Source organism: Pseudomonas sp. PAMC 26793 (assembly GCF_000313235.1).
Classification (GTDB): domain Bacteria; phylum Pseudomonadota; class Gammaproteobacteria; order Pseudomonadales; family Pseudomonadaceae; genus Aquipseudomonas; species Aquipseudomonas yamanorum.
The window spans coordinates 291,299-310,274 of the sequence record NZ_AMXG01000023.1; the positions used below are offsets into that span (position 1 = coordinate 291,299).

Genomic DNA, 18,976 nt, shown 5'->3' on the forward strand with positions numbered 1-18,976 from the left:
CTCTCGTTCCCACGCTCCGCGTGGGAATGCATCCTGTGACGCTCCGCGTCACGACTACAAAAGCGGACGCAGAGCGTCCAGAGCCGCGTTCCCACGCAGAGCGTGGGAACGATCGGTGGTTATTGTTTTTCCGACTTGCCGTCATAGCGCTTGCGCCACTCGGTCAGGATGCTGTCGCGGTTTTTCGACGCCCAGGCAAAGTCGTTCTTGATCAGCCGCTGCTCGTAGTCAGCCGGCAATTCGGTCTGCGGCTTGGCGATACCCGGCTGGGCCAGTACCGCGAAGTTTTCCTTGTACAGCTCCATTGCCGCCGGGCTGGCGGAGAAGTCGGCGAGCTTCTGTGCCGCGTCCGCGTGGGCGGTGCCCTTGATCACCGCGGTGGCTTCGATGTCCCAGCCCAGACCCTCTTTCGGCAGGATGATGTCCAGCGGTGCGCCCTGGCGCTTCAGTTGAACAGCCGGGTATTCAAACGAGATACCGATCGGGAATTCACCCGACGCCGCCAGCTTGCACGGCTTGGAACCGGAGTGAACGTACTGGCCGATGTTCTGGTGCAGGTCGTCCATGTACTGCCAACCCTGCTTCTCGCCGAAGGTCTGCAGCCAGGCGCTCACATCCAGGAAACCGGTGCCGGACGAGGCCGGGTTGGGCATGACGATCTTGCCTTTGTACTCAGGCTTGGTCAGGTCTTGCCAGCTCACCGGTTTGCTCAGGCCCTGCTTTTCGGCTTCGACGGTGTTGAAGCAGATAGTCGCAGCCCACACGTCCATGCCGACCCAGGCCGGTGGATTGGCGGCGTCGCGGTAGTTCGCGCCGATCTTGCCCAGGTCCTTGGGTGCGTAGTTTTGCAGCATGCCCTGCTGGTCGAGGATCGCCAGGCTGGAAGCGGCCAGGCCCCAGACCACGTCAGCCTGCGGGCGGGCTTTTTCGGCCAGCAGCTTGGCGGTGATGATGCCGGTGGAGTCGCGCACCCATTTGATATCGATGTCCGGGTTAGCCTTTTCGAAGGCCTGTTTGTAGGTCTTCAATTGCTCGGCTTCGAGGGCCGTGTACACGGTCAACTCGGTCTTGGCGGCAAAGGCATTCAGGCTGAACGCAGTGAGCACAGCAGCGGCTAACGCCAGGGGCTTGAACATGGTGCAGTTCCTTTATGGATGATTTATTGGCCGGGCGCGGTTTGGCGCCAGGCCTGGGAGCGGCGCAACAAGCCGCGTGAGGCCCACGCCAGCAGCAAGGACACGCCCGCCGAGGTGAACAGAATCAGGGTCGACATGGCCGCCGCGCCGCCGACGTTGCCGGCGTCGTCCATGTTCAGCACGGCGACTGCCGCGAGGATGGTGTCGGGGCTGTAGAGGAAGATCGCGGCGGAGACGGTGGTCATCGCAGAGACGAACAGGTAGCGCACGATGTCCAGCAGCGCCGGCAGGCAGATCGGCACGGTGACCCGCAGGTAATGCCGGTACAGCGGCGCCTTCAGGGACAGCGCGGCGGCTTCGAACTCGGCGTCCAACTGCCGCAGAGCCGTGGTGGCGGTCATTTGTGCGGTGGTCAAATAGTGAGCAATGGTGCACACCACCAGCAGCGTCATGGTGCCGTAAAGCACATGCAGCGGGTTGCCGTTGAGGTTGAAAAAGAACACATAGCCCAGGCCCAACACCAACCCTGGCACCGCCATCGGCACGAAGCTGAGCATGCGCAGCGCCAGGTTCAAGCCCTTCTGGCACTTGGTCTTTTCCATCAGGTAAGCGCCGGTAAAGATCAGCACGCTGCCGATCAACGCGGTGCACAGGGCCATGGTGATGCTGTTGCGGTAGGCCAGCCAACCGCCGCCGGCCGTGTCCTCGAACTGGTAATGGGCCAGTGACAGCGACAGGTTGTAGGGCCAGAACTTCACCAGCGACGAGTAGACCGCCATGCCGAACACCAGCAACAGGATCGCGCAGATCAGCAGGACGATGGCCAGGTAGCAGCCATCCCGCAGTTTCGACGGCGCCGGCTGGAACACTTGGGCGCGGCCGCTCATGGAGTCGCCGTGACGACGGCGTAGCCAGGCGTCGACACCAAAACTGAACAGCGCCGGCAGCAGCAGGACCATGCCGATCAAGGCACCGCGGCCAAATTGCTGCTGGCCGACCACAGCTTTGTAGGCTTCCAGCGCCAGCACTTGATAATCGCCGCCGACTACCACGGGCACGCCGAAGTCAGTGATGGTCAGGGTGAACACCAGGCAAAACGCGGCAAACACGGCCTGGCGGGTCGCCGGCCAGGTGATGCTGCGAAACGCCCGGGCGGGACTCGCGCCCATGCTCGATGCGGCATCAAACAAGCGTGCGTCCGCCAGGGAAAGCGCTGACAGCAGGATCATCAAGGCATGGGGAAAGGTGTAGATCACTTCGCCGAGGACGATGCCCCAGAAGCCATAGATGTTGTCCGACAGCAGCCCGCGCAGCATGCCCTGGTTACCGAACAGGTAGACCAGCGCAATCCCGGGCAGCATCGACGGCGCCATCAACGGCAGCAGCGACATGCCACGCCAGATCGCCTTGCCCGGAATCAACGTGCGCTGCAGGGCGTAGGCAAACAGGTAGGCCAACGGTACGACGATGGCCGCCACGCTGCCGGAAACCTTCAGGCTGTTACCCAGCAACCAGTGGAAGTTATCGCTGGTGACCAGTTCCCGCGCCGCCACCAGGCCACCGCCCTGCCCGGCTTCACTGCTGAAGCCGCGCCAGAAGATTGCCAGCAGCGGCAGCAGTACCGCGACGCCCAGCAAACATAACCAAAGCAGCTTGCCGCCGATAACAAAAATACGGTCGCCGACTTCGGCACGGGAAACCTGACGAGCCACGTTATCGGGTATCGGCAGAGTCATATCGCGGGCCATCTCAGGCAAACACCTGCAGGCTGCGCGGGGGCAGCGCGACCCAGATGTCCTGGGCGCCGAGGCGCGGCATGGCTTCCGGGGCCAGTTCGGCGAGCAGCGGATGGCCGGGCAGTTGGTCCAGCTCAAAGCTCATGCGGCAGCGGTTGCCGAGGAAGGTGATCTCGCGGACCTTGGCCGGGAACAGGTTTTCTTCATGCACCGGCGGGTTGACGTTGATGGCTTCCGGGCGGCAGAACAGACGGCCCGATTTCGCAACGCCTGCGTTGTCCGCCAGGCGCATATTCATACCGCCAACCTGGGCGTGGCTGGCGCTGTTGCGGCTGAACGGCAGCCAGTTGCCCTGGCCGACGAACTCGGCCACGAACGGCGTGGCCGGGCGGTCGTAGATTTCCTGGGGCGTGGCGTACTGCTCGACCTTGCCGTTGTTCATCACAGCGATGCGGTCGGCCATCAGCATGGCCTCGTCCTGATTGTGGGTGACCATCAGGGTGGTGATGCCCAGGCGGCGCTGCAGTTGGCGCAGCTCGGTGCACAGATGCTCGCGTACTCGGGCGTCGAGGGCGGACATGGGTTCGTCCAGCAGCAACAAGGACGGCGCCGGCGCCAGGGCGCGGGCCAGGGCAACGCGCTGCTGTTGGCCGCCGGAGAGTTGACCGGGGAATTTCTTTTCGCTGCCCACCAGGCCTACAAGTTCCAGCATCTGCCCGACACGCTTGCGCACTTCATCGCGGCCACTGCCGGTGAGGCCGTAGCCGATGTTCGCTTCGACGGTGAGATTGGGAAACAGCGCGTAGGACTGGAACAGAATGCCGTAGTCCCGGGCCTGGGGTGCCAGCAGGGAAACGTCACGGTCGCCGAGGTACAACTCGCCACTGTCCTGGCGTTCCAGCCCGGCTATGCAGCGCAGCAAGGTGGTCTTGCCGCAGCCCGACGGGCCCAGCAGGCACACCAGTTCGCCGGCGGCGACATCCAGGGACACGTTATCCAGCGCGGTAAAGGCGCCGAAGCGTTTCTGCACACCGCGCACCTTCATTGGCGCGCCGGGATTGGTCATGGCTGTGTTCATGGAGGCACCTCATCAAACTGATGAAGGTCATCCTAGGCAGGCAATGCGTCCCTCTTGTGGCAGAAAGGCAAAACGTGGCGATAGTGGTATTGGTAGATTTGGGTTGTACCAACTGATTGTTCCTACGCTCTGCGTGGGAATACATCCTGTGACGCTCCGCGTCACGACCTTAAGAGCGGACGCGGAGCGTCCAGGCCGGCATTCCCACGCAGAGCGTGGGAACGATCAGAGAGGAGACATTTCCTGCGCCAATCCCAGGAAAGCCGCCGGCAATCGGGCGCCCTTTCGTTCTTTAAGGCAGTACAAATACTCGGGAATCTGCGGCGCATTTTCGATGGTCAGCACGCGCAATTGCGGGTCGTGGGGCACTTCCTGGCGGGCAATGATGCTGATGCCGATATTGCGCAGCACTGCCTCACGGATCGATTCCCGACTGCCAATCTCCAGCAGCGGCCCGTAACTCACGCCGGCGCCCTGCAACATCTCCTCGGTCAATCGACGGGTGGTAGAACCCGGTTCGCGCATCAGCAAGGTATGCCCGGCCAGCGCAGTCAGCGGTACATGATCAAGCACTGCCAGCGGATGATTGCGATGCACCGCCAGCACCAGCGGGTCCATGCCCAGCACCCGGCGAATCAGGCGCGGGTCTTCAAGCAGTTGGGACGAGGCGGCGACGTCGACGCGGTAGTCATCCAGCGCTTCCAGCACCTGTTGGGAGTTGCCGATTTCCACCGAGACTTCGACCTGTGGCAGCCGCTCGCGGAAGGTTTTGACCAGGTCGAGGATGTAATAAGGTGCCGTCGCGGCAATCCTCAAGGCCCCTTGTACCTGGCCACTGTTGCGCAGGAAAAACTCGATATCCGCTTCCTGCTGCAACAGCGCCTTGACCATCGGCAACAGCCGCGCACCTTCATCACTGACGGTCAGGCGGCGCCCGCCTCGGTAGAACAGCTCCACCGAGTACTGGCTTTCCAGGTGACGAATCTGGGTGGTCACCGTGGGCTGGCTCAGCCCGAGCTTTTTCGCCGCCTGGGTAATACTGCCCAGGCGGGCGACCATGTAAAACGCCTTCAGCTCGGCACTCAGCACGCCACCCTCTCATCGACTATTTGCGCAACAGGCGCAGACCATTGAATACCACCAGCAGGCTCACGCCCATGTCGGCGAACACCGCCATCCACATGGTGGCCATTCCAAGGAAGGTCACCGCGAGGAAGATCGCCTTGATCACCAAGGCCAGGGCGATGTTCTGCTTGAGGATACTTGACGTTTGCCGCGACAGCCGAATGAATGCCGGAATCTTGCGCAGGTCATCATCCATCAGGGCCACGTCGGCGGTCTCGATGGCGGTGTCGGTACCGGCCGCCGCCATGGCAAACCCGATCTCGGAACGGGCCAGGGCCGGGGCGTCATTGATACCGTCGCCGACCATGCCCACCCGGTGGCCCTTGGCGTAGAGCGCTTCGATGGCTTGCAGCTTGTCGGTAGGCAACAGGTCGCCCTGAGCCTGGTCGATGCCGACCTGATCAGCAATCGCCTTGGCAGTGTGGGAGTTGTCGCCGGTCAGCATCAGGGTCTTGATGCCCAGGTCATGCAGCTGCTGGATGGCTTCGCGGCTGGTGTCTTTCACGGTGTCGGCCACGGCGAACAGCGCCAGCGGGCCGGACTTGTCCAGCAACAGGACCACCGACTTGCCTTGTTTTTCCAGGGCGAAGAGCTTCTTCTCCAAGGCCGGCGAGCACAGGTTCAGCTCTTCCACCAGGCGGTGGTTGCCCAGGTAGTAGACCTCTCCGTTTATCTCGCCCTTCACACCGCGACCGGTCAGGGCCTCGAAGTTATCCACCGTGTGAACGGTGAGATGCTTATCCACAGCCGCGTTGGCGATGGCCAGGGACACCGGGTGATCGGAACGCCCGGCCAGACTGGCGGCCAGGGCCGGCGCGCTGTCTTCCATGTTCGGGAACAGCGCCAGGTAATCGGTTTGCACCGGTTTGCCGTGGGTGATGGTGCCGGTCTTGTCGAGGGCCAGGTAGTCGAGCTTGTAACCGCCCTCCAGGTACACGCCGCCCTTGATCAGGATGCCTTTGCGCGCTGCGGCGGCCAGGCCGCTGACGATGGTCACCGGGGTGGAAATCACCAGTGCGCATGGGCACGCGACCACCAGCAGCACCAGCGCGCGGTAAACCCATTCAAACCACACACCGCCCATGAACAGCGGCGGGATCAACGCCACACCCAAGGCAAAGATGAACACCGCCGGGGTGTAGACCTTGGCGAAGGTGTCGACAAAACGCTGGGTAGGCGCACGGGCGCCCTGGGCCTGTTCCACGGCGTGGATGATCCGCGCCAGGGTGGAGTTGTTGGCGGCGGCAGTGACTTTGTATTCCAGGGAACCGGCCTGGTTGATGGTGCCGGCGAAGACTTTATCGCCCACAGTCTTTTCAATCGGCAGGCTTTCACCGGTAATCGGCGCCTGGTCGATGGTGGACTGGCCAGAGGTGACTTCACCGTCCAGGCCAATGCGCTCGCCGGGACGAACCCGCACGATAGAGCCCAATTCGATAACTTTAACGTCCTGTTCAACCCAACTGCCGTCCGCTTGACGGACCGTGGCCTGTTCCGGCGTCATCTGCATCAGGCCGCTGATGGCGTTACGTGCACGGTCCAGAGACTTGGCTTCGATCAACTCGGCCACGGTGAACAGGAACATCACCATCGCGGCTTCCGGCCACTGGCCGATCAGGATCGCGCCGGTGACGGCGATGCTCATCAGGGCGTTGATGTTCAGGTTGAGGTTTTTCAGGGCAATCCAGCCCTTTTTATAGGTGGTGAGGCCGCCGCTGAAGATCGAGATCAGCGCGACCAGGGCGATCACCCACGTCGGGGCTGCGTTGGTGAAGTGCAGCACTTCGGCACCCAACGCGCCCACACCGGACACGGCCAGCGGCCACCAGTGCTTCTTCGCCGGCGGTTCCGCCGGGGCAACGCCTTCTTCGATAGGGTCCGCCTGCATGCCCAGAGACTTGATGGCGTCGATGATCGGCGCGGTCGTCGGCAAGTCGTGAGTCACGCCGAGAATGCGGTTGATCAGGTTGAATTCCAGTTGCTGCACACCGGCGAGCTTGCCCAGTTTGTTCTGGATCAGCGTCTGCTCGGTGGGGCAGTCCATGGCTTCGATGCGGAAAGTGCTCAGCCGCGAGCCCGCCGTGGGGGCTTCGGTCAGCTTCACCAGCGCCGGCGCGGCCTTGCTGGAACAGCAGGAATCGCCATGGCTGCCATGGTCGTGCTTCTGCACAGGTTTGAGCTTCGGGCCGTGATCATGCGCGTGGTCATGATCATGGTCGTGCTTGTGCGGGGTGTGGAGGGAGTCGCTCATTCTGTCGCGTCCGTAAAGGTGCCTGTTGCCAAGTAAAGACCCTGTAGCCACTATAGGGTCAAGCACCCTTTTGGAGATTGCTGCGATGAAGATCGGCGAATTGGCAAAATTGACGGATTGCCAGGTGGAAACCATCCGTTATTACGAGAAGGAAGGCCTGCTACCGCCGCCCGCGCGCAGCGACGGAAACTACCGCCTGTACACCCAGGCGCACACCGAACGGTTGGTGTTTATCCGCAACTGCCGCAGTCTGGACATGACCCTTGAGGAAATTCGCAGCCTGCTGGGCCTGCGGGACAGTCCTCAGGACCAGTGCGAAAGCGTGAATGCGTTGATCGACGAGCACATCCACCACGTCAAGGCGCGGATCGACGGGCTGCTGGCGTTGCAGGAACAGTTGCTCGACCTGCGCCAACGCTGCGGCGGCGGGCCGGATCTGGATCAGTGCGGGATTTTGCAGCGGCTGGAAGTCAGCGGGAGTGTCGCGGCCAGCGAGGCTGAGCCCTCACATGTGGGCAGAAGCCACGGTCATTGAATGTGTACACAAAACAAATGTGGGAGCGGGCTTGCTCGCGAATACGGAGTGTCAGCCACTGAATGTGTTTCTGATACACCGTATTCGCGAGCAAGCCCGCTCCCACATTTGGACCGAGATCGCTTTTAGATAGCCACGTCGGCCTTGATGCTCGGATCAGCGTCATAGCCCACGATTTCAAAGTCTTCGAATTTGTAATCGTAGATCGACGCGGGTTTGCGCTTGATCACCAGTTCCGGCAGCTTCTTCGGCGTGCGCGCCAGCTGGGTCTGGATCTGTTCCATATGGTTGCTGTAGGCATGGGTGTCGCCCGTGGTGACGATGATCTCGTGAGGGATCAGGTCGCACTGTTGGGCCAGCATATGGGTCAGCAGCGCCAGGGCCGCGGTGTTGTACGGCAGACCGAGGAATACATCGGAGCTGCGGATGTACAACTGCATCGACAGATGACCGTCATGCACAAACGCCTGGTACAACAAGTGGCAAGGCGGCAGTGCCTGCTTGCCGTCCCGGGCGTTTTGCTGCGGGCTCTTGGTCTCGTCCGGCAGGTACTCGACGTTCCAGCCGTGGAACAGGATGCGGCGGCTGTTGGGGTTGGTCTTCAGGGTCTCGACCATGTAGTCGATCTGGTTGATCTTGCCGCCGTCCTTGGTTGGCCAGGCGGTCCACTGCTCACCGTACACCGGGCCCAGGTCGCCGTCTTCGGTGGCCCATTCGTCCCAGATCCTTACGCCATTCTCGTTCAGCCACTTGATGTTGGTGTTGCCGCTCAACATCCAGATCAATTCGTTGGCGATGCTTTTGAAGTGAAGCTTCTTGGTGGTCAGCAGCGGGAAGCCGTCGGCCAAGCTATGCCGAAACTGACGGGCAAACACGGCCTTGGTGCCGGTGCCGGTGCGGTCGCCCTTGGTCAGGCCATTGGTCACGACATCGTTCAGTAGTTCGAGATATTGCTTCATGTGTATACCTGTATCGTTGAAGCCGGGTCCCTCGGGCCCCGGCGTTCGAATTTAAAGCGCGGTGTTCTTGATGCCTTGGGGGCGATTGTAAGCCCACCACAGCAGGCCCAGGCCGGCGATGATCATCGGCAGGCTGAGAATCTGACCCATGGTCAACCAGCCCCACGCCAGGTAGCCCAGTTGCGCATCCGGCACCCGCACGAACTCGACGATAAAGCGGAAGATCCCGTAGAACAGCGCGAACATCCCCGACACGGCCATGGTCGGGCGTGGCTTGCGCGAGAAGATATAGAGGATCAGGAACAGCGCCACACCTTCCAGGGCGAACTGGTACAGCTGCGACGGGTGACGCGGCAATTGCGCCGGGTCGCTGAACGGCGGGAACACCATGGCCCACGGCACGTCAGTCGGCTTGCCCCACAATTCGGCATTGATGAAGTTACCGATACGCCCGGCGCCCAGGCCAATCGGCACAAACGGCGCGACGAAGTCCATCAGTTGGAAGAACGACTTGCCGTTACGCCGGCCAAACCACCAAGCCGCGATCATCACGCCTACAAACCCGCCGTGGAAGGCCATGCCGCCCTTCCACACCTCGAAGATCAGCGTCGGGTTGGCGATGTAGGCTGGCAGGTCGTAGAACAGCACATACCCCAGGCGTCCGCCGACGATGACCCCCATCGACATCCAGAACACCATGTCGGAGAGCTTCTCCTTGGTCCAGGTCGGGTCGAAACGGTTCAGGCGCCGGGAAGCCAGCAGCCAGGCACCGCCGATGCCGATCAGGTACATCAACCCGTACCAGTGGATTTGCAGCGGACCGATGGCCACGGCCACCGGGTTGATCTGCGGGTAAGGCAGCATTGCGACTCCTCGTTAAATCAATAGTCATGGCGCATCGGACCATGCCGGTGCGCGATTAAGCCTGCGTTACAGCAAAAAATTCAGCCCTACGCAAAACAGCAGCCCGGCGAACAGCCGCTTGAGCAAGCGCGGCGACAACCGATGCGCCAGGCGCGCGCCGAAACGGGCCGCCACCATGCTGGTCAGGGCAATGCCCAGCAGCGCCGGCAAGTACACAAAGCCGAGACTATGCTCGGGCAGCAGCGGATCATGCCAGCCCAGAATCATGAAACTTAACGCACTGGCCAGGGCGATCGGCAAGCCGCAGGCCGACGAGGTGGCCACTGCCTGCTGCATCGGCACGCTGCGCCAGGTCAGGAACGGCACGGTCAACGAACCGCCGCCGGTACCGAAAATCGCCGACGACCAGCCGATCACGCCGCCCGCCAGGGTCAGGCCGAGCTTGCCCGGCACCTGACGGCTGGCCTTGGGCTTGAGCTCCAGGGTCATCTGCAGGGCGATCACCAGGGCGAACACACCGATGATCTTCTGCAAGTGCGGCCCGGAAATCGCTTCAGCAGTCAGCGCGCCAACGCCTGCGCCCAGCAGGATGCCCACGGCCATCCACACAAAGATCGGCCAGCGCACGGCGCCCCGGCGGTGATGCTCACGCACCGCATTCACCGACGTGAAGATAATAGACGCCAGGGACGTGCCGACAGCGAGGTGGGTCAACACCGAGGGATCGAAGCCCTGCAAGGTGAAACTGAACACCAGCACCGGCACAATAATGATCCCGCCGCCCACGCCGAACAGCCCGGCGAGCATGCCCGCACAGGAACCCAGCAGCAAATACAGCAGAAATTCCATGGGAGCCCCCGAAAACAGACCGGCATGTTAACGGATGCAAAGCACAGGGTTCTATGGGTAGAGTGGGCAAAACACAAAGGGATTGCCTTATGTGCCTGATTGTTTTTGCCTGGCGGCCGGGCCACGCCCAGCCGCTGATCGTCGCGGCCAACCGTGATGAGTTTTATGCCCGGCCCAGCCTGCCGTTGGCCCAGTGGCTGGATGCGCCCCATGTTTACGCCGGGCGCGACCAAGAAGCCGGCGGGACCTGGCTGGGAGTTGGCGCAGATGGGCGCTTTGCGGCGCTGACCAATATTCGTGACCCGCACCAGCCGCCGGCCCGCAAGTCGCGGGGCGAGCTAGTAGCGCGCTTTCTCAGCGGTTCGCTGTCAATTGACGACTATTTGGCCGACGTTAATGGCAGATCCATTGAATATGCCGGGTTTAACCTGTTGGTCGGGACGCGGGACGAGCTTTGGCATTACAACGCCAAGGAGTCTGCACCGACGCGGCTGGAAGCTGGGGTTTATGGGTTATCCAATGCAGGACTGGATACGCCGTGGCCGAAGTTGTTGAAGGCCAAGGCGGCGCTGGCGCAAGTGCTGACGGATCCGCAGCCGGAGGCTCTGCTGGGGATCTTGAGCGACCCGCAGACCGCCCCGTTTGCCGACTTGCCGGACACCAGCGTGGGACTGGCGACGGAGAGCCTGTTGTCGAGTGTGTTTATTGCCAGCCCCAGTTACGGGACGCGGGCGAGCACGGCGCTGATTGTGAATGCCGACGGGACACGGCATATCGTGGAGCGCAGTTTCGGGCCGTATGGCGGACAGTTGGGTGAAGTTGAACTCAAAATCTGAACCTCCCACATTTCGATTGGGGACAGGCTCTGAAATCCGGTTAGAGGGTTTTTGCAGACGCCGGATTGATCATCCGTGCCAACCCAAGGTTCTTCAGTGCCAGTTGCAGCGAGCTGTGGATAACTTGCGGGTTGTCGATGGTCATCAACTCTGCCAGCAGTTCCTTGGCTCGGCTCAGGTTGATCTGGCGCAGCATCCATTTCACCTTCGGCAAGTTGGTGGCGTTCATCGACAGGCTGTCAAAGCCCATCGCCATCAACAGCACGGCCGCTGCCGGGTCACCGGCCATCTCACCGCAGATACTCACTTGCTTGCCTTCGGCATGGGCGTCGCGCACCACGTTCTGCAAGGCTTGCAGCACCGCCGGGTGCAGGTAGTCGTAGAGGTCGGCCACCCGTGGGTTGTTGCGGTCCACGGCCAGCAGGTACTGGGTCAGGTCGTTGGAGCCCACCGACAGGAAGTCCACCTGCCGCGCCAGCTCCTTGGCCTGGTACACCGCCGCCGGAATCTCGATCATCACGCCAATCGGCGGCATCGGCACGTCGGCGCCTTCGTCGCGCACTTCGCCCCAGGCCCGGTGGATCAGGTGCAGCGCCTCTTCCAGCTCGTGGGTGCCGGAGATCATCGGGAGCAGGATGCGCAGGTTGTTCAAGCCTTCGCTGGCCTTGAGCATCGCGCGGGTCTGGACGAGGAAGATTTCAGGATGGTCGAGGGTAACGCGAATACCGCGCCAGCCAAGGAAGGGGTTGTCTTCCTTGATGGGGAAATACGACAGTGACTTGTCGCCGCCGATGTCCAGGCTGCGCATGGTCACCGGTAACGGATGGAAGGCGGACAGTTGCTCGCGATAAATCGCCAGCTGCTCCTTCTCACTCGGAAAACGTTGGTTGATCATGAACGGCACTTCGGTGCGGTACAGCCCAACACCTTCAGCGCCGCGCTGTTGTGCGCGTGCCACGTCCGCCAGCAGGCCGGTGTTGACCAGCAGCGGCACGCGGTGGCCGTCGAGGGTCACACACGGCAGTTCCCGCAGAGCGTCGAGGCCCTGGGACAGCTGGCGTTCTTCTTCCACCACCTCGGCGTATTGCTTGCGCAGCACTTCGCTGGGGTTGGTGTAGACCTCGCCGTGGTAGCCGTCGACGATCATTTCGATGCCGTCGACCTTGGAATACGGCAGGTCCACCAGGCCCATCACCGTCGGGATGCCCATGGCCCGGGCCAGGATCGCGACGTGGGAGTTACCCGAACCCAATACCGAGACCAGGCCCACCAGTTTGCCTTCCGGCACTTCGCCGAGCATGGTGGCGGTCAGTTCTTCACTGATCAGGATGGTGTTGTCGGGGTACACCAGGGTGGTCGAGCGTTCTTCCTGCAAGTAGGCCAGCAGACGGCGACCGAGGTCTTTCACGTCAGAGGCGCGCTCGCGCAGGTAGGCATCGTCCATCAGTTCAAAACGGTTGACGTGATCGGTGACCACCTGGCGCAGTGCGCCCTGGGCCCACTGGCCAGTCTTGATCACGTCCTTGACTTCGCTGCCCAGGGACGCGTCGTCGAGCATCATCAGGTACACGTCGAACAACGCCCGCTCTTCAGGACGCAGCTGGGTGGCGAGCTTGGTCGACAGGGTGCGCATGTCATTGCGTACGCCTTCGAGGGCGGTCTTGAACAGGATGATTTCAGCGTCGATGTCGGTGACGGTCTTGTCCGGCACCACGTCCAGGTCGGCCGGCGGCAGCATCACTACGGCGGTACCGACGGCAGCGCCTGGCGAACCCGGTACGCCGACGAACTTGGCTTCCTGGATGCCCTTGCCCTGGCGTCCCAGGCCGCGAATCGAACCGGTGGCCTCGGCGTGGGCGATAACCCCGGCGAGCTGCGCGCTCATGGTCACGAGGAAGGCTTCTTCACCTTCGTCGAACTGGCGGCGTTCTTTCTGCTGGATGACCAACACGCCGACAACGCGGCGGTGGTGAATGATCGGTGCACCGAGGAACGAGGCATAGCGCTCTTCGCCGGTTTCGGCAAAGTAGCGATAACGCGGGTGATCGGCCGCGTTTTCGAGGTTCAGGGGTTCTTCACGCGTCCCCACCAGGCCCACCAGCCCCTCATTGGGCGCCATGCTGACCTTGCCGATGGAGCGCTTGTTCAAGCCCTCGGTGGCCATCAGGACAAAACGGTTGGTCTCGGGGTCCAGCAGGTAAACCGAGCAGACCTGGCTGCCCATGGCTTCCTTGACGCGCAACACAATAATCCCCAACGCCGCCTTGAGATCCTTGGCGGAGTTAACTTCCTGGACGATCTTGCGCAGCGTATTGAGCATGGCTCGGGGTCGAACTCCGTCGTCAGTCGCGCGCTAAAAGGCGCGGGGCAAGCTCTTTAAGAGCGCGACGATAAACCTCGCGCTTGAATGTCACCACCTGGCCCAACGGATACCAATAACTGACCCAGCGCCAGCCATCGAACTCCGGTTTACCGGTCAAATCCATCCGCACCCGCTGCTCGTTGGAGATCAGGCGCAGGAGAAACCATTTCTGTTTCTGGCCGATGCACAGCGGTTGGCTGTGGGTACGTACCAGACGTTGCGGCAAACGATAGCGCAACCAGCCTCGAGTGCAGGCCAGAATTTGCACATCTTCACGTTCAAGGCCTACTTCTTCGTTCAACTCACGGTACAAGGCGTCTTCAGGGGTTTCGTCGGGGTTGATTCCGCCTTGAGGAAACTGCCAGGCATCTTGGTTGATACGGCGAGCCCATAGCACCTGTCCGGCATCATTCGTAAGAATAATCCCGACATTAGGACGGAAACCATCGGGGTCGATCACGGCAACAACCTCGCAAACGCATGTCACCGCATTGTTCCACAAAGATTGATACAGCGGCAACGAGGCTGCTTACCTTATGTGCACTCTTGTGAAAAGACCGTATTCTGGACGCCTTTTTACAGACTTTTCAGCGAGTAACTGCAATGCGCCTGGCTTTATTCGACTTGGACAACACGCTTTTGGGGGGTGACAGCGATCACGCCTGGGGCGATTACCTCTGTGAACGCGGAATTCTCGACGCCGTGGCCTACAAGGCCCGCAACGATGAGTTTTACCAGGATTACCTGGCCGGCACGCTGGATAACGCCGAGTACCTGAACTTCTGCCTGGAAATCCTCGGCCGCACCGAGATGGCCCAGTTGGATGAGTGGCACCGTGACTACATGCGCGACTGCATCGAGCCGATCATGCTGCCACAGGCGGTTGAGTTGCTGGCCAAGCACCGGGCGGCGGGCGACAAGCTGGTGATCATCACGGCGACCAACCGTTTTGTGACCGCGCCGATTGCCGCACGCCTGGGCGTGGAAACCCTGATCGCCACCGAGTGCGAGATGGAAAACGGCCGTTACACCGGGCGCAGTACGGATATCCCGTGCTTCCGCGAGGGCAAGGTGACGCGCTTGAATCGCTGGCTGGAAGAAACCGGGCATAACCTGGAGGACAGTTACTTCTATAGCGATTCGATGAATGACCTGCCGTTGCTGGAGCAGGTGACACATGCGGTGGCGGTGGATCCGGATCCGAATCTGCGGGCCGAGGCTGAGAAGCGTGGTTGGCCGGTGATTACCCTGCGCAGCTAAAGATCATTCCCACGCTCTGCGTGGGAATGCATCACTGGACGCTCTGCGTCCGCTCTTGGGACGCGGAGCGTCCCGGGTGGCGTTACCACGCGGAGCGTGGGAACGATCATCTAGACAGGTTTGGCCCCCATCAACCCGGCAATCGCCACAAACCCCACCAGGCTCACCACCGCCAGCGCCACGGTGAAATTCACACTCCCCGCCCCGCCCAACCGCAGTCGATTAAGCCGCGCCACCAGCCAGAACCAGCTCAGCGCCGCCACGGTGTAGATCACGCTTGAACCCAGAATCCAGGTTTGCCCCAGCGGCCAGCCGATCAAGTGCGCCAGCCACCAGCCAGTGAACGGCATGCTCACCACGCAAACCCCCATCAACAGCCACACAAACACCCACGGCCGCTGCACCGTATAGGCCGGCCCCGCACTGCGTTTGCGCCAGGCCAGCACCGCCAGGGCGAGGCCGCTGAGCAGCAGCAACACCGTGGCCGCGATGTGGATAACTTTAAGAGTGGTCAGCGTTTCCATGTTCTCGATTCCTTGAAGGCCGCCCAGTCAGCGTAGTCGCTCAACCGAGGAACAGCTGGTAGGCCGGGTTATCACTTTCATCCCAGTACGGGTAGCCAATGGCTTCCAGCGCCGCCGGCACCAGGTGGCGCTCGTCCGCCGGCACTTGCAGGCCCGCCACCACGCGCCCATCGGCAGCGCCGTGGTTGCGATAGTGGAACATCGAGATGTTCCAGCGCCCGCCCAATTTGTTGAGGAAGTTGAACAGTGCCCCCGGACGTTCCGGGAACTCGAAGCGGAACACCACTTCGTCGCTGACGTGCGCCGCATGGCCGCCGACCATATGGCGGATGTGCAGCTTGGCCAGTTCGTTTTCCGTCAGGTCCAGCACCGGGAAACCCTGGCTGGTGAGGCTGGCGATCAGTGCGCTGCGCGGGTCGTTTTCCGGGTGGGTCTGCACGCCGACAAAAATGTGCGCCTCGCGGCCGGAGTGGTAGCGGTAGTTGAATTCGGTGATCTGGCGTTTGCCCACGGCCTCGCAGAAGGCCTTGAAGCTGCCCGGCTTCTCGGGGATGGTCACGGCGATGATGGCTTCGCGGCCTTCACCCAGCTCGGCGCGCTCGGCCACATGGCGCAGGCGGTCGAAGTTGACGTTGGCCCCGGAATCGATGGCCACCAGGGTTTGCCCGGTGATGCCACGGGTCTCGACGTACTTCTTGATGCCCGCCACGCCCAGGGCACCAGCCGGTTCAGTGATGGAGCGGGTGTCATCGTAGATGTCCTTGATCGCCGCGCAGATTTCATCGGTGCTGACGGTGATCACTTCATCCACGTAATCCTTGCAGATGTCGAAGGTGTGCTGGCCGATCTGCGCCACTGCCACGCCGTCGGCGAAGATGCCCACGGTCGGCAGTACCACGCGCTCGCCCGCCGCCATGGCGGCTTGCAGGCAGTTGGAGTCGTCAGGCTCGACGCCGATGATCTTGATTTCAGGCCGCAGGTATTTCACGTAGGCCGCGATACCGGCGATCAGGCCACCGCCGCCCACCGGGACGAAAATCGCGTCCAGCGGTCCCGGGTGCTGGCGCAGGATCTCCATCGCCACGGTGCCCTGCCCGGCAATGGTGTGCGGATCATCGTAGGGGTGAATGTAGACGTAGCCTTTTTCGTCGACCAGCTTCAGCGAATACGCCAGCGCTTCCGGGAACGAATCCCCGTGCAGCACCACTTTGCCACCACGGGAGCGCACGCCTTCGACCTTGATCTCGGGCGTGGTCTTGGGCATCACAATGGTGGCCTTGACCCCCAGCACCTTGGCCGCCAGGGCCAGGCCCTGGGCGTGGTTGCCCGCCGAAGCGGTGACCACACCGCGCGCCCGTTCTTCGGCGCTCAGTTGCGTCAGCTTGTTGTAGGCGCCGCGAATCTTGAACGAGAACACCGGCTGCAAGTCTTCGCGCTTGAGCCAGACCTTGTTGCCCAGCCGCTCGGAGAGCTGGCGGGCGGTCTGCAGCGGGGTTTCTACGGCAACGTCATAAACGCGCGAGGTGAGGATCTTTTTGACGTACTGTTCAAGCATCGGAAAGCATCACTGGGCGGGTTGGGCAGGGTCAAGGAGTCTAACCCAGCGTTTGGCCGGGCGACCACACGAAAACCGAGGTTTTGTTGGGTTATACTCGCGCCCCTCTTTACTCCCCGCCCGTTCCGGAGCCCGCATGACCCAGGATCAACTCAAACAGGCAGTGGCCCAGGCCGCCGTCGATTTAATCCTTCCTAAACTCGACGATAAAAGCATCGTCGGTGTCGGCACCGGTTCCACTGCCAACTGCTTTATCGATGCGCTGGCCCTGCACAAAGGCGCGTTCGACGGCGCGGTTGCCAGTTCCGAAGCCACCGCTGCGCGGCTCAAGGGCCATGGTATTCCGGTGTATGAGCTGAACACCGTCAGCGACCTGGAGTTCTACGTCGACGGCGCCGATGAAAGCGACGCGCACCTGAATCTGATCAAGGGCGGCGGCGCAGCCCTGACCCGCGAGAAGATCGTCGCGGCGGTGGCCAAGACCTTCATCTGCATCGCCGACGCCAGCAAACTGGTGCCCGTCCTCGGCGCGTTCCCGCTGCCGGTGGAAGTGATCCCGATGGCCCGCAGCCACGTGGCCCGCGAGCTGGTGAAGCTGGGCGGCGACCCGGTGTACCGCGAAGGCGTGCTGACCGACAACGGCAACATCATCATCGACGTGTTCAATATGCAGATCACCAATCCGGTGGAACTGGAGCGTCAGATCAATGCCATCGTCGGCGTCGTTACCAACGGCCTGTTCGCAGCCCGTCCGGCTGACGTACTGCTGCTGGGCACCCCGGAAGGCGTGAAAACCCTTAAGGCGTAATGCAAAACCCCTGTGGGAGCGGGCTTGCTCGCGAATGCGCAGTGTCAGTCACTGAATATGGCGCCTGATACACCGCATTCGCGAGCAAGCCCGCTCCCACATTTGTTCTGCACATGACTCAAGACTTGGTTTTTTTGAATACATAGAAAAGATTGGGCTCACTGACCATGTACAACGTGCCGTCGTTGTCCATGGCAATCCCCTCGGCCTGAGGCACTCGCTGCTTCAGGCCATGGCGCCCCTTGAGCAGTGACAAACTGCTCAGGGGACGACCGTCGATATCCAGCTCCAACACCAGGAATGACTCATCCGACAGCGCCAGCAAATGGCCGCTGCGCTCATCGTATTGCAGGCTCGACAGGTCACGCACAAACAATCCGGCATCGCGCTTGGGGTTGTTGATCACGTGCACCGAGTAGGTTTTTTCCGGTTTGAAATGGGGAAAGCCGTGGACCTCGTAGATCAGCATCGGGTCGCGTTCCTTGGCCACAAACAAACGCTTGCCCACCGAGTCATAGGCCAAGCCTTCGAAGCCCTTGTTGCCGCCCAGGTGCACGCCGAGGGTCATTTGCTCGGCGTCGGCGGCATCAAGGAATTGGGTGTCGTCATCCACGTGGACCTTGATCAGCCGCTGCTGGCGCTCGTCGCTGATGACGTAGGTGTTGTCGCTGATGTACTCCACCGCCTCGGCGTCGCCAAAACCCACCAGCGCAATGCGCCGCAGGATTTTGCCCTCCAGGGACAGCTCCACCAGCTCGGCATTCTTGTTGGTCACGGTAAACAGGCTGTTGCGCACAGGATCAAAGGTCAGGGCCGAGACATCATCGTTGAGGCCGTCGATCACCTGCGCCTCCAGGGCCACCCGGTAATCCCCCAGACCAATGGAATGCTCACCGGCGGGATTGCGCCACGACTGCCAGTTGAACCAGGCACGCTCGAAAAGGCGCAATTGCTGCGCGACCACGCCGACAGCCACCAGGGCGATCAGGATCAGGATGAAAAAAGCAGGTTTTGGACGGGCAAGTCGACGCATCGGGCGGGGCTCAGAGTGAAAACTGGCGAATGAATATCACGGTCGCCTGAATTTAAACTTAAACG

General features: G+C 61.7%; 17 protein-coding genes. 4 read left to right on the forward strand and 13 right to left on the reverse strand.

Annotated elements, in window-relative coordinates; genetic code table 11:
- Window positions 1-119: 119 nt before the first annotated feature.
- The 5 genes from D109_RS0108700 to D109_RS0108720 form a co-directional block, all read right to left on the reverse strand.
- Complete coding sequence (locus tag D109_RS0108700) at window positions 120-1,136, reverse strand: putative 2-aminoethylphosphonate ABC transporter substrate-binding protein (RefSeq protein WP_017476554.1); 1,017 nt, start codon at window positions 1,134-1,136, stop codon at window positions 120-122.
- Window positions 1,137-1,159: 23 nt separating this feature from the next.
- The gene (locus tag D109_RS0108705) at window positions 1,160-2,884 is read right to left on the reverse strand and encodes a putative 2-aminoethylphosphonate ABC transporter permease subunit (protein WP_017476555.1); all 1,725 of its coding nucleotides are present in this window, start codon (window positions 2,882-2,884) and stop codon (window positions 1,160-1,162) included.
- Between the two features lies 1 nt (window position 2,885).
- The gene (locus D109_RS0108710; protein ID WP_026077848.1) at window positions 2,886-3,950 is read right to left on the reverse strand and encodes a putative 2-aminoethylphosphonate ABC transporter ATP-binding protein; all 1,065 of its coding nucleotides are present in this window, start codon (window positions 3,948-3,950) and stop codon (window positions 2,886-2,888) included.
- A 225-nt stretch (window positions 3,951-4,175) separates the two neighbouring features.
- Window positions 4,176-5,039 (reverse strand): LysR family transcriptional regulator, encoded by an 864-nt coding sequence (locus D109_RS0108715; RefSeq protein ID WP_017476557.1) that lies wholly within the window; start codon window positions 5,037-5,039, stop codon window positions 4,176-4,178.
- Window positions 5,040-5,055: 16 nt separating this feature from the next.
- On the reverse strand, window positions 5,056-7,326 hold the full coding sequence (locus tag D109_RS0108720; RefSeq protein ID WP_017476558.1) for a heavy metal translocating P-type ATPase: 2,271 nt from the start codon (window positions 7,324-7,326) through the stop codon (window positions 5,056-5,058).
- An 85-nt stretch (window positions 7,327-7,411) separates the two neighbouring features.
- On the opposite strand from D109_RS0108720, the gene cadR reads away from it, so the two are divergent.
- Window positions 7,412-7,861 carry a Cd(II)/Pb(II)-responsive transcriptional regulator gene (cadR, locus tag D109_RS0108725; protein ID WP_017476559.1) on the forward strand — a complete coding sequence of 150 codons (450 nt, stop codon included), beginning with the start codon at window positions 7,412-7,414 and terminating at the stop codon, window positions 7,859-7,861.
- A 125-nt stretch (window positions 7,862-7,986) separates the two neighbouring features.
- Here the strand turns inward: cadR and D109_RS0108730 are convergent, their stop codons facing one another.
- The 3 genes from D109_RS0108730 to D109_RS0108740 form a co-directional block, all read right to left on the reverse strand.
- A complete protein-coding gene (locus D109_RS0108730) occupies window positions 7,987-8,820 on the reverse strand; it encodes a thymidylate synthase (protein WP_003213821.1) in 834 nt (277 codons plus the stop codon).
- Window positions 8,821-8,871: 51 nt separating this feature from the next.
- Complete coding sequence (lgt, locus tag D109_RS0108735) at window positions 8,872-9,684, reverse strand: prolipoprotein diacylglyceryl transferase (protein ID WP_008438947.1); 813 nt, start codon at window positions 9,682-9,684, stop codon at window positions 8,872-8,874.
- A 66-nt stretch (window positions 9,685-9,750) separates the two neighbouring features.
- On the reverse strand, window positions 9,751-10,533 hold the full coding sequence (locus D109_RS0108740; RefSeq protein ID WP_017476560.1) for a sulfite exporter TauE/SafE family protein: 783 nt from the start codon (window positions 10,531-10,533) through the stop codon (window positions 9,751-9,753).
- Window positions 10,534-10,622: 89 nt separating this feature from the next.
- Here D109_RS0108740 and D109_RS0108745 point away from each other — a divergent pair, with 89 nt between their 5' ends.
- Window positions 10,623-11,369, forward strand: coding sequence for an NRDE family protein (locus tag D109_RS0108745; RefSeq protein WP_017476561.1), 747 nt, complete (start codon window positions 10,623-10,625; stop codon window positions 11,367-11,369).
- Window positions 11,370-11,409: 40 nt separating this feature from the next.
- On the opposite strand, the gene ptsP is transcribed toward D109_RS0108745, so the two are convergent.
- The gene (gene ptsP / locus D109_RS0108750; RefSeq protein ID WP_010167790.1) at window positions 11,410-13,689 is read right to left on the reverse strand and encodes a phosphoenolpyruvate--protein phosphotransferase; all 2,280 of its coding nucleotides are present in this window, start codon (window positions 13,687-13,689) and stop codon (window positions 11,410-11,412) included.
- 22 nt (window positions 13,690-13,711) lie between these two features.
- Window positions 13,712-14,191, reverse strand: coding sequence for an RNA pyrophosphohydrolase (locus tag D109_RS0108755; protein WP_003176750.1), 480 nt, complete (start codon window positions 14,189-14,191; stop codon window positions 13,712-13,714).
- 143 nt (window positions 14,192-14,334) lie between these two features.
- Between D109_RS0108755 and D109_RS0108760 the strand changes: the two genes are divergently transcribed.
- Window positions 14,335-14,991 (forward strand): HAD family phosphatase, encoded by a 657-nt coding sequence (locus D109_RS0108760; RefSeq protein ID WP_017476563.1) that lies wholly within the window; start codon window positions 14,335-14,337, stop codon window positions 14,989-14,991.
- A 110-nt stretch (window positions 14,992-15,101) separates the two neighbouring features.
- On the opposite strand, the gene D109_RS0108765 is transcribed toward D109_RS0108760, so the two are convergent.
- Both D109_RS0108765 and ilvA read right to left on the reverse strand, forming a co-directional pair.
- Window positions 15,102-15,515: a DUF2269 family protein gene (locus D109_RS0108765; protein ID WP_017476564.1), complete on the reverse strand. Its 414-nt coding sequence runs from the start codon at window positions 15,513-15,515 to the stop codon at window positions 15,102-15,104.
- Between the two features lie 40 nt (window positions 15,516-15,555).
- A complete protein-coding gene (gene ilvA / locus D109_RS0108770; RefSeq protein WP_003213834.1) occupies window positions 15,556-17,070 on the reverse strand; it encodes a threonine ammonia-lyase, biosynthetic in 1,515 nt (504 codons plus the stop codon).
- Window positions 17,071-17,206: 136 nt separating this feature from the next.
- Between ilvA and rpiA the strand changes: the two genes are divergently transcribed.
- Entirely contained in the window at window positions 17,207-17,878 is a 672-nt protein-coding gene (gene rpiA / locus D109_RS0108775) for a ribose-5-phosphate isomerase RpiA (protein ID WP_008438935.1), read from the forward strand.
- A gap of 118 nt (window positions 17,879-17,996) precedes the next feature.
- Here rpiA and D109_RS0108780 read toward each other — a convergent pair whose 3' ends face one another.
- Window positions 17,997-18,911: an SdiA-regulated domain-containing protein gene (locus D109_RS0108780; RefSeq protein ID WP_017476565.1), complete on the reverse strand. Its 915-nt coding sequence runs from the start codon at window positions 18,909-18,911 to the stop codon at window positions 17,997-17,999.
- Window positions 18,912-18,976 lie beyond the last annotated feature (65 nt).

Excerpts from the sequence above, each read along its gene's own strand:
- D109_RS0108710 (WP_026077848.1), bottom strand. The coding sequence starts at position 3,950 with ATGAACACAGCCATGACCAATCCCGGCGCGCCAATGAAGGTGCGCGGT.
- D109_RS0108745 (WP_017476561.1), top strand. The coding sequence starts at position 10,623 with ATGTGCCTGATTGTTTTTGCCTGGCGGCCGGGCCACGCCCAGCCGCTG.
- ptsP (WP_010167790.1), bottom strand. The coding sequence starts at position 13,689 with ATGCTCAATACGCTGCGCAAGATCGTCCAGGAAGTTAACTCCGCCAAG.
- lgt (WP_008438947.1), bottom strand. The coding sequence starts at position 9,684 with ATGCTGCCTTACCCGCAGATCAACCCGGTGGCCGTGGCCATCGGTCCG.
- D109_RS0108720 (WP_017476558.1), bottom strand. The coding sequence starts at position 7,326 with ATGAGCGACTCCCTCCACACCCCGCACAAGCACGACCATGATCATGAC.
- D109_RS0108765 (WP_017476564.1), bottom strand. The coding sequence starts at position 15,515 with ATGGAAACGCTGACCACTCTTAAAGTTATCCACATCGCGGCCACGGTG.
- D109_RS0108730 (WP_003213821.1), bottom strand. The coding sequence starts at position 8,820 with ATGAAGCAATATCTCGAACTACTGAACGATGTCGTGACCAATGGCCTG.
- D109_RS0108780 (WP_017476565.1), bottom strand. The coding sequence starts at position 18,911 with ATGCGTCGACTTGCCCGTCCAAAACCTGCTTTTTTCATCCTGATCCTG.
- ilvA (WP_003213834.1), bottom strand. The coding sequence starts at position 17,070 with ATGCTTGAACAGTACGTCAAAAAGATCCTCACCTCGCGCGTTTATGAC.
- rpiA (WP_008438935.1), top strand. The coding sequence starts at position 17,207 with ATGACCCAGGATCAACTCAAACAGGCAGTGGCCCAGGCCGCCGTCGAT.
- D109_RS0108740 (WP_017476560.1), bottom strand. The coding sequence starts at position 10,533 with ATGGAATTTCTGCTGTATTTGCTGCTGGGTTCCTGTGCGGGCATGCTC.
- D109_RS0108705 (WP_017476555.1), bottom strand. The coding sequence starts at position 2,884 with ATGGCCCGCGATATGACTCTGCCGATACCCGATAACGTGGCTCGTCAG.
- cadR (WP_017476559.1), top strand. The coding sequence starts at position 7,412 with ATGAAGATCGGCGAATTGGCAAAATTGACGGATTGCCAGGTGGAAACC.
- D109_RS0108760 (WP_017476563.1), top strand. The coding sequence starts at position 14,335 with ATGCGCCTGGCTTTATTCGACTTGGACAACACGCTTTTGGGGGGTGAC.
- D109_RS0108700 (WP_017476554.1), bottom strand. The coding sequence starts at position 1,136 with ATGTTCAAGCCCCTGGCGTTAGCCGCTGCTGTGCTCACTGCGTTCAGC.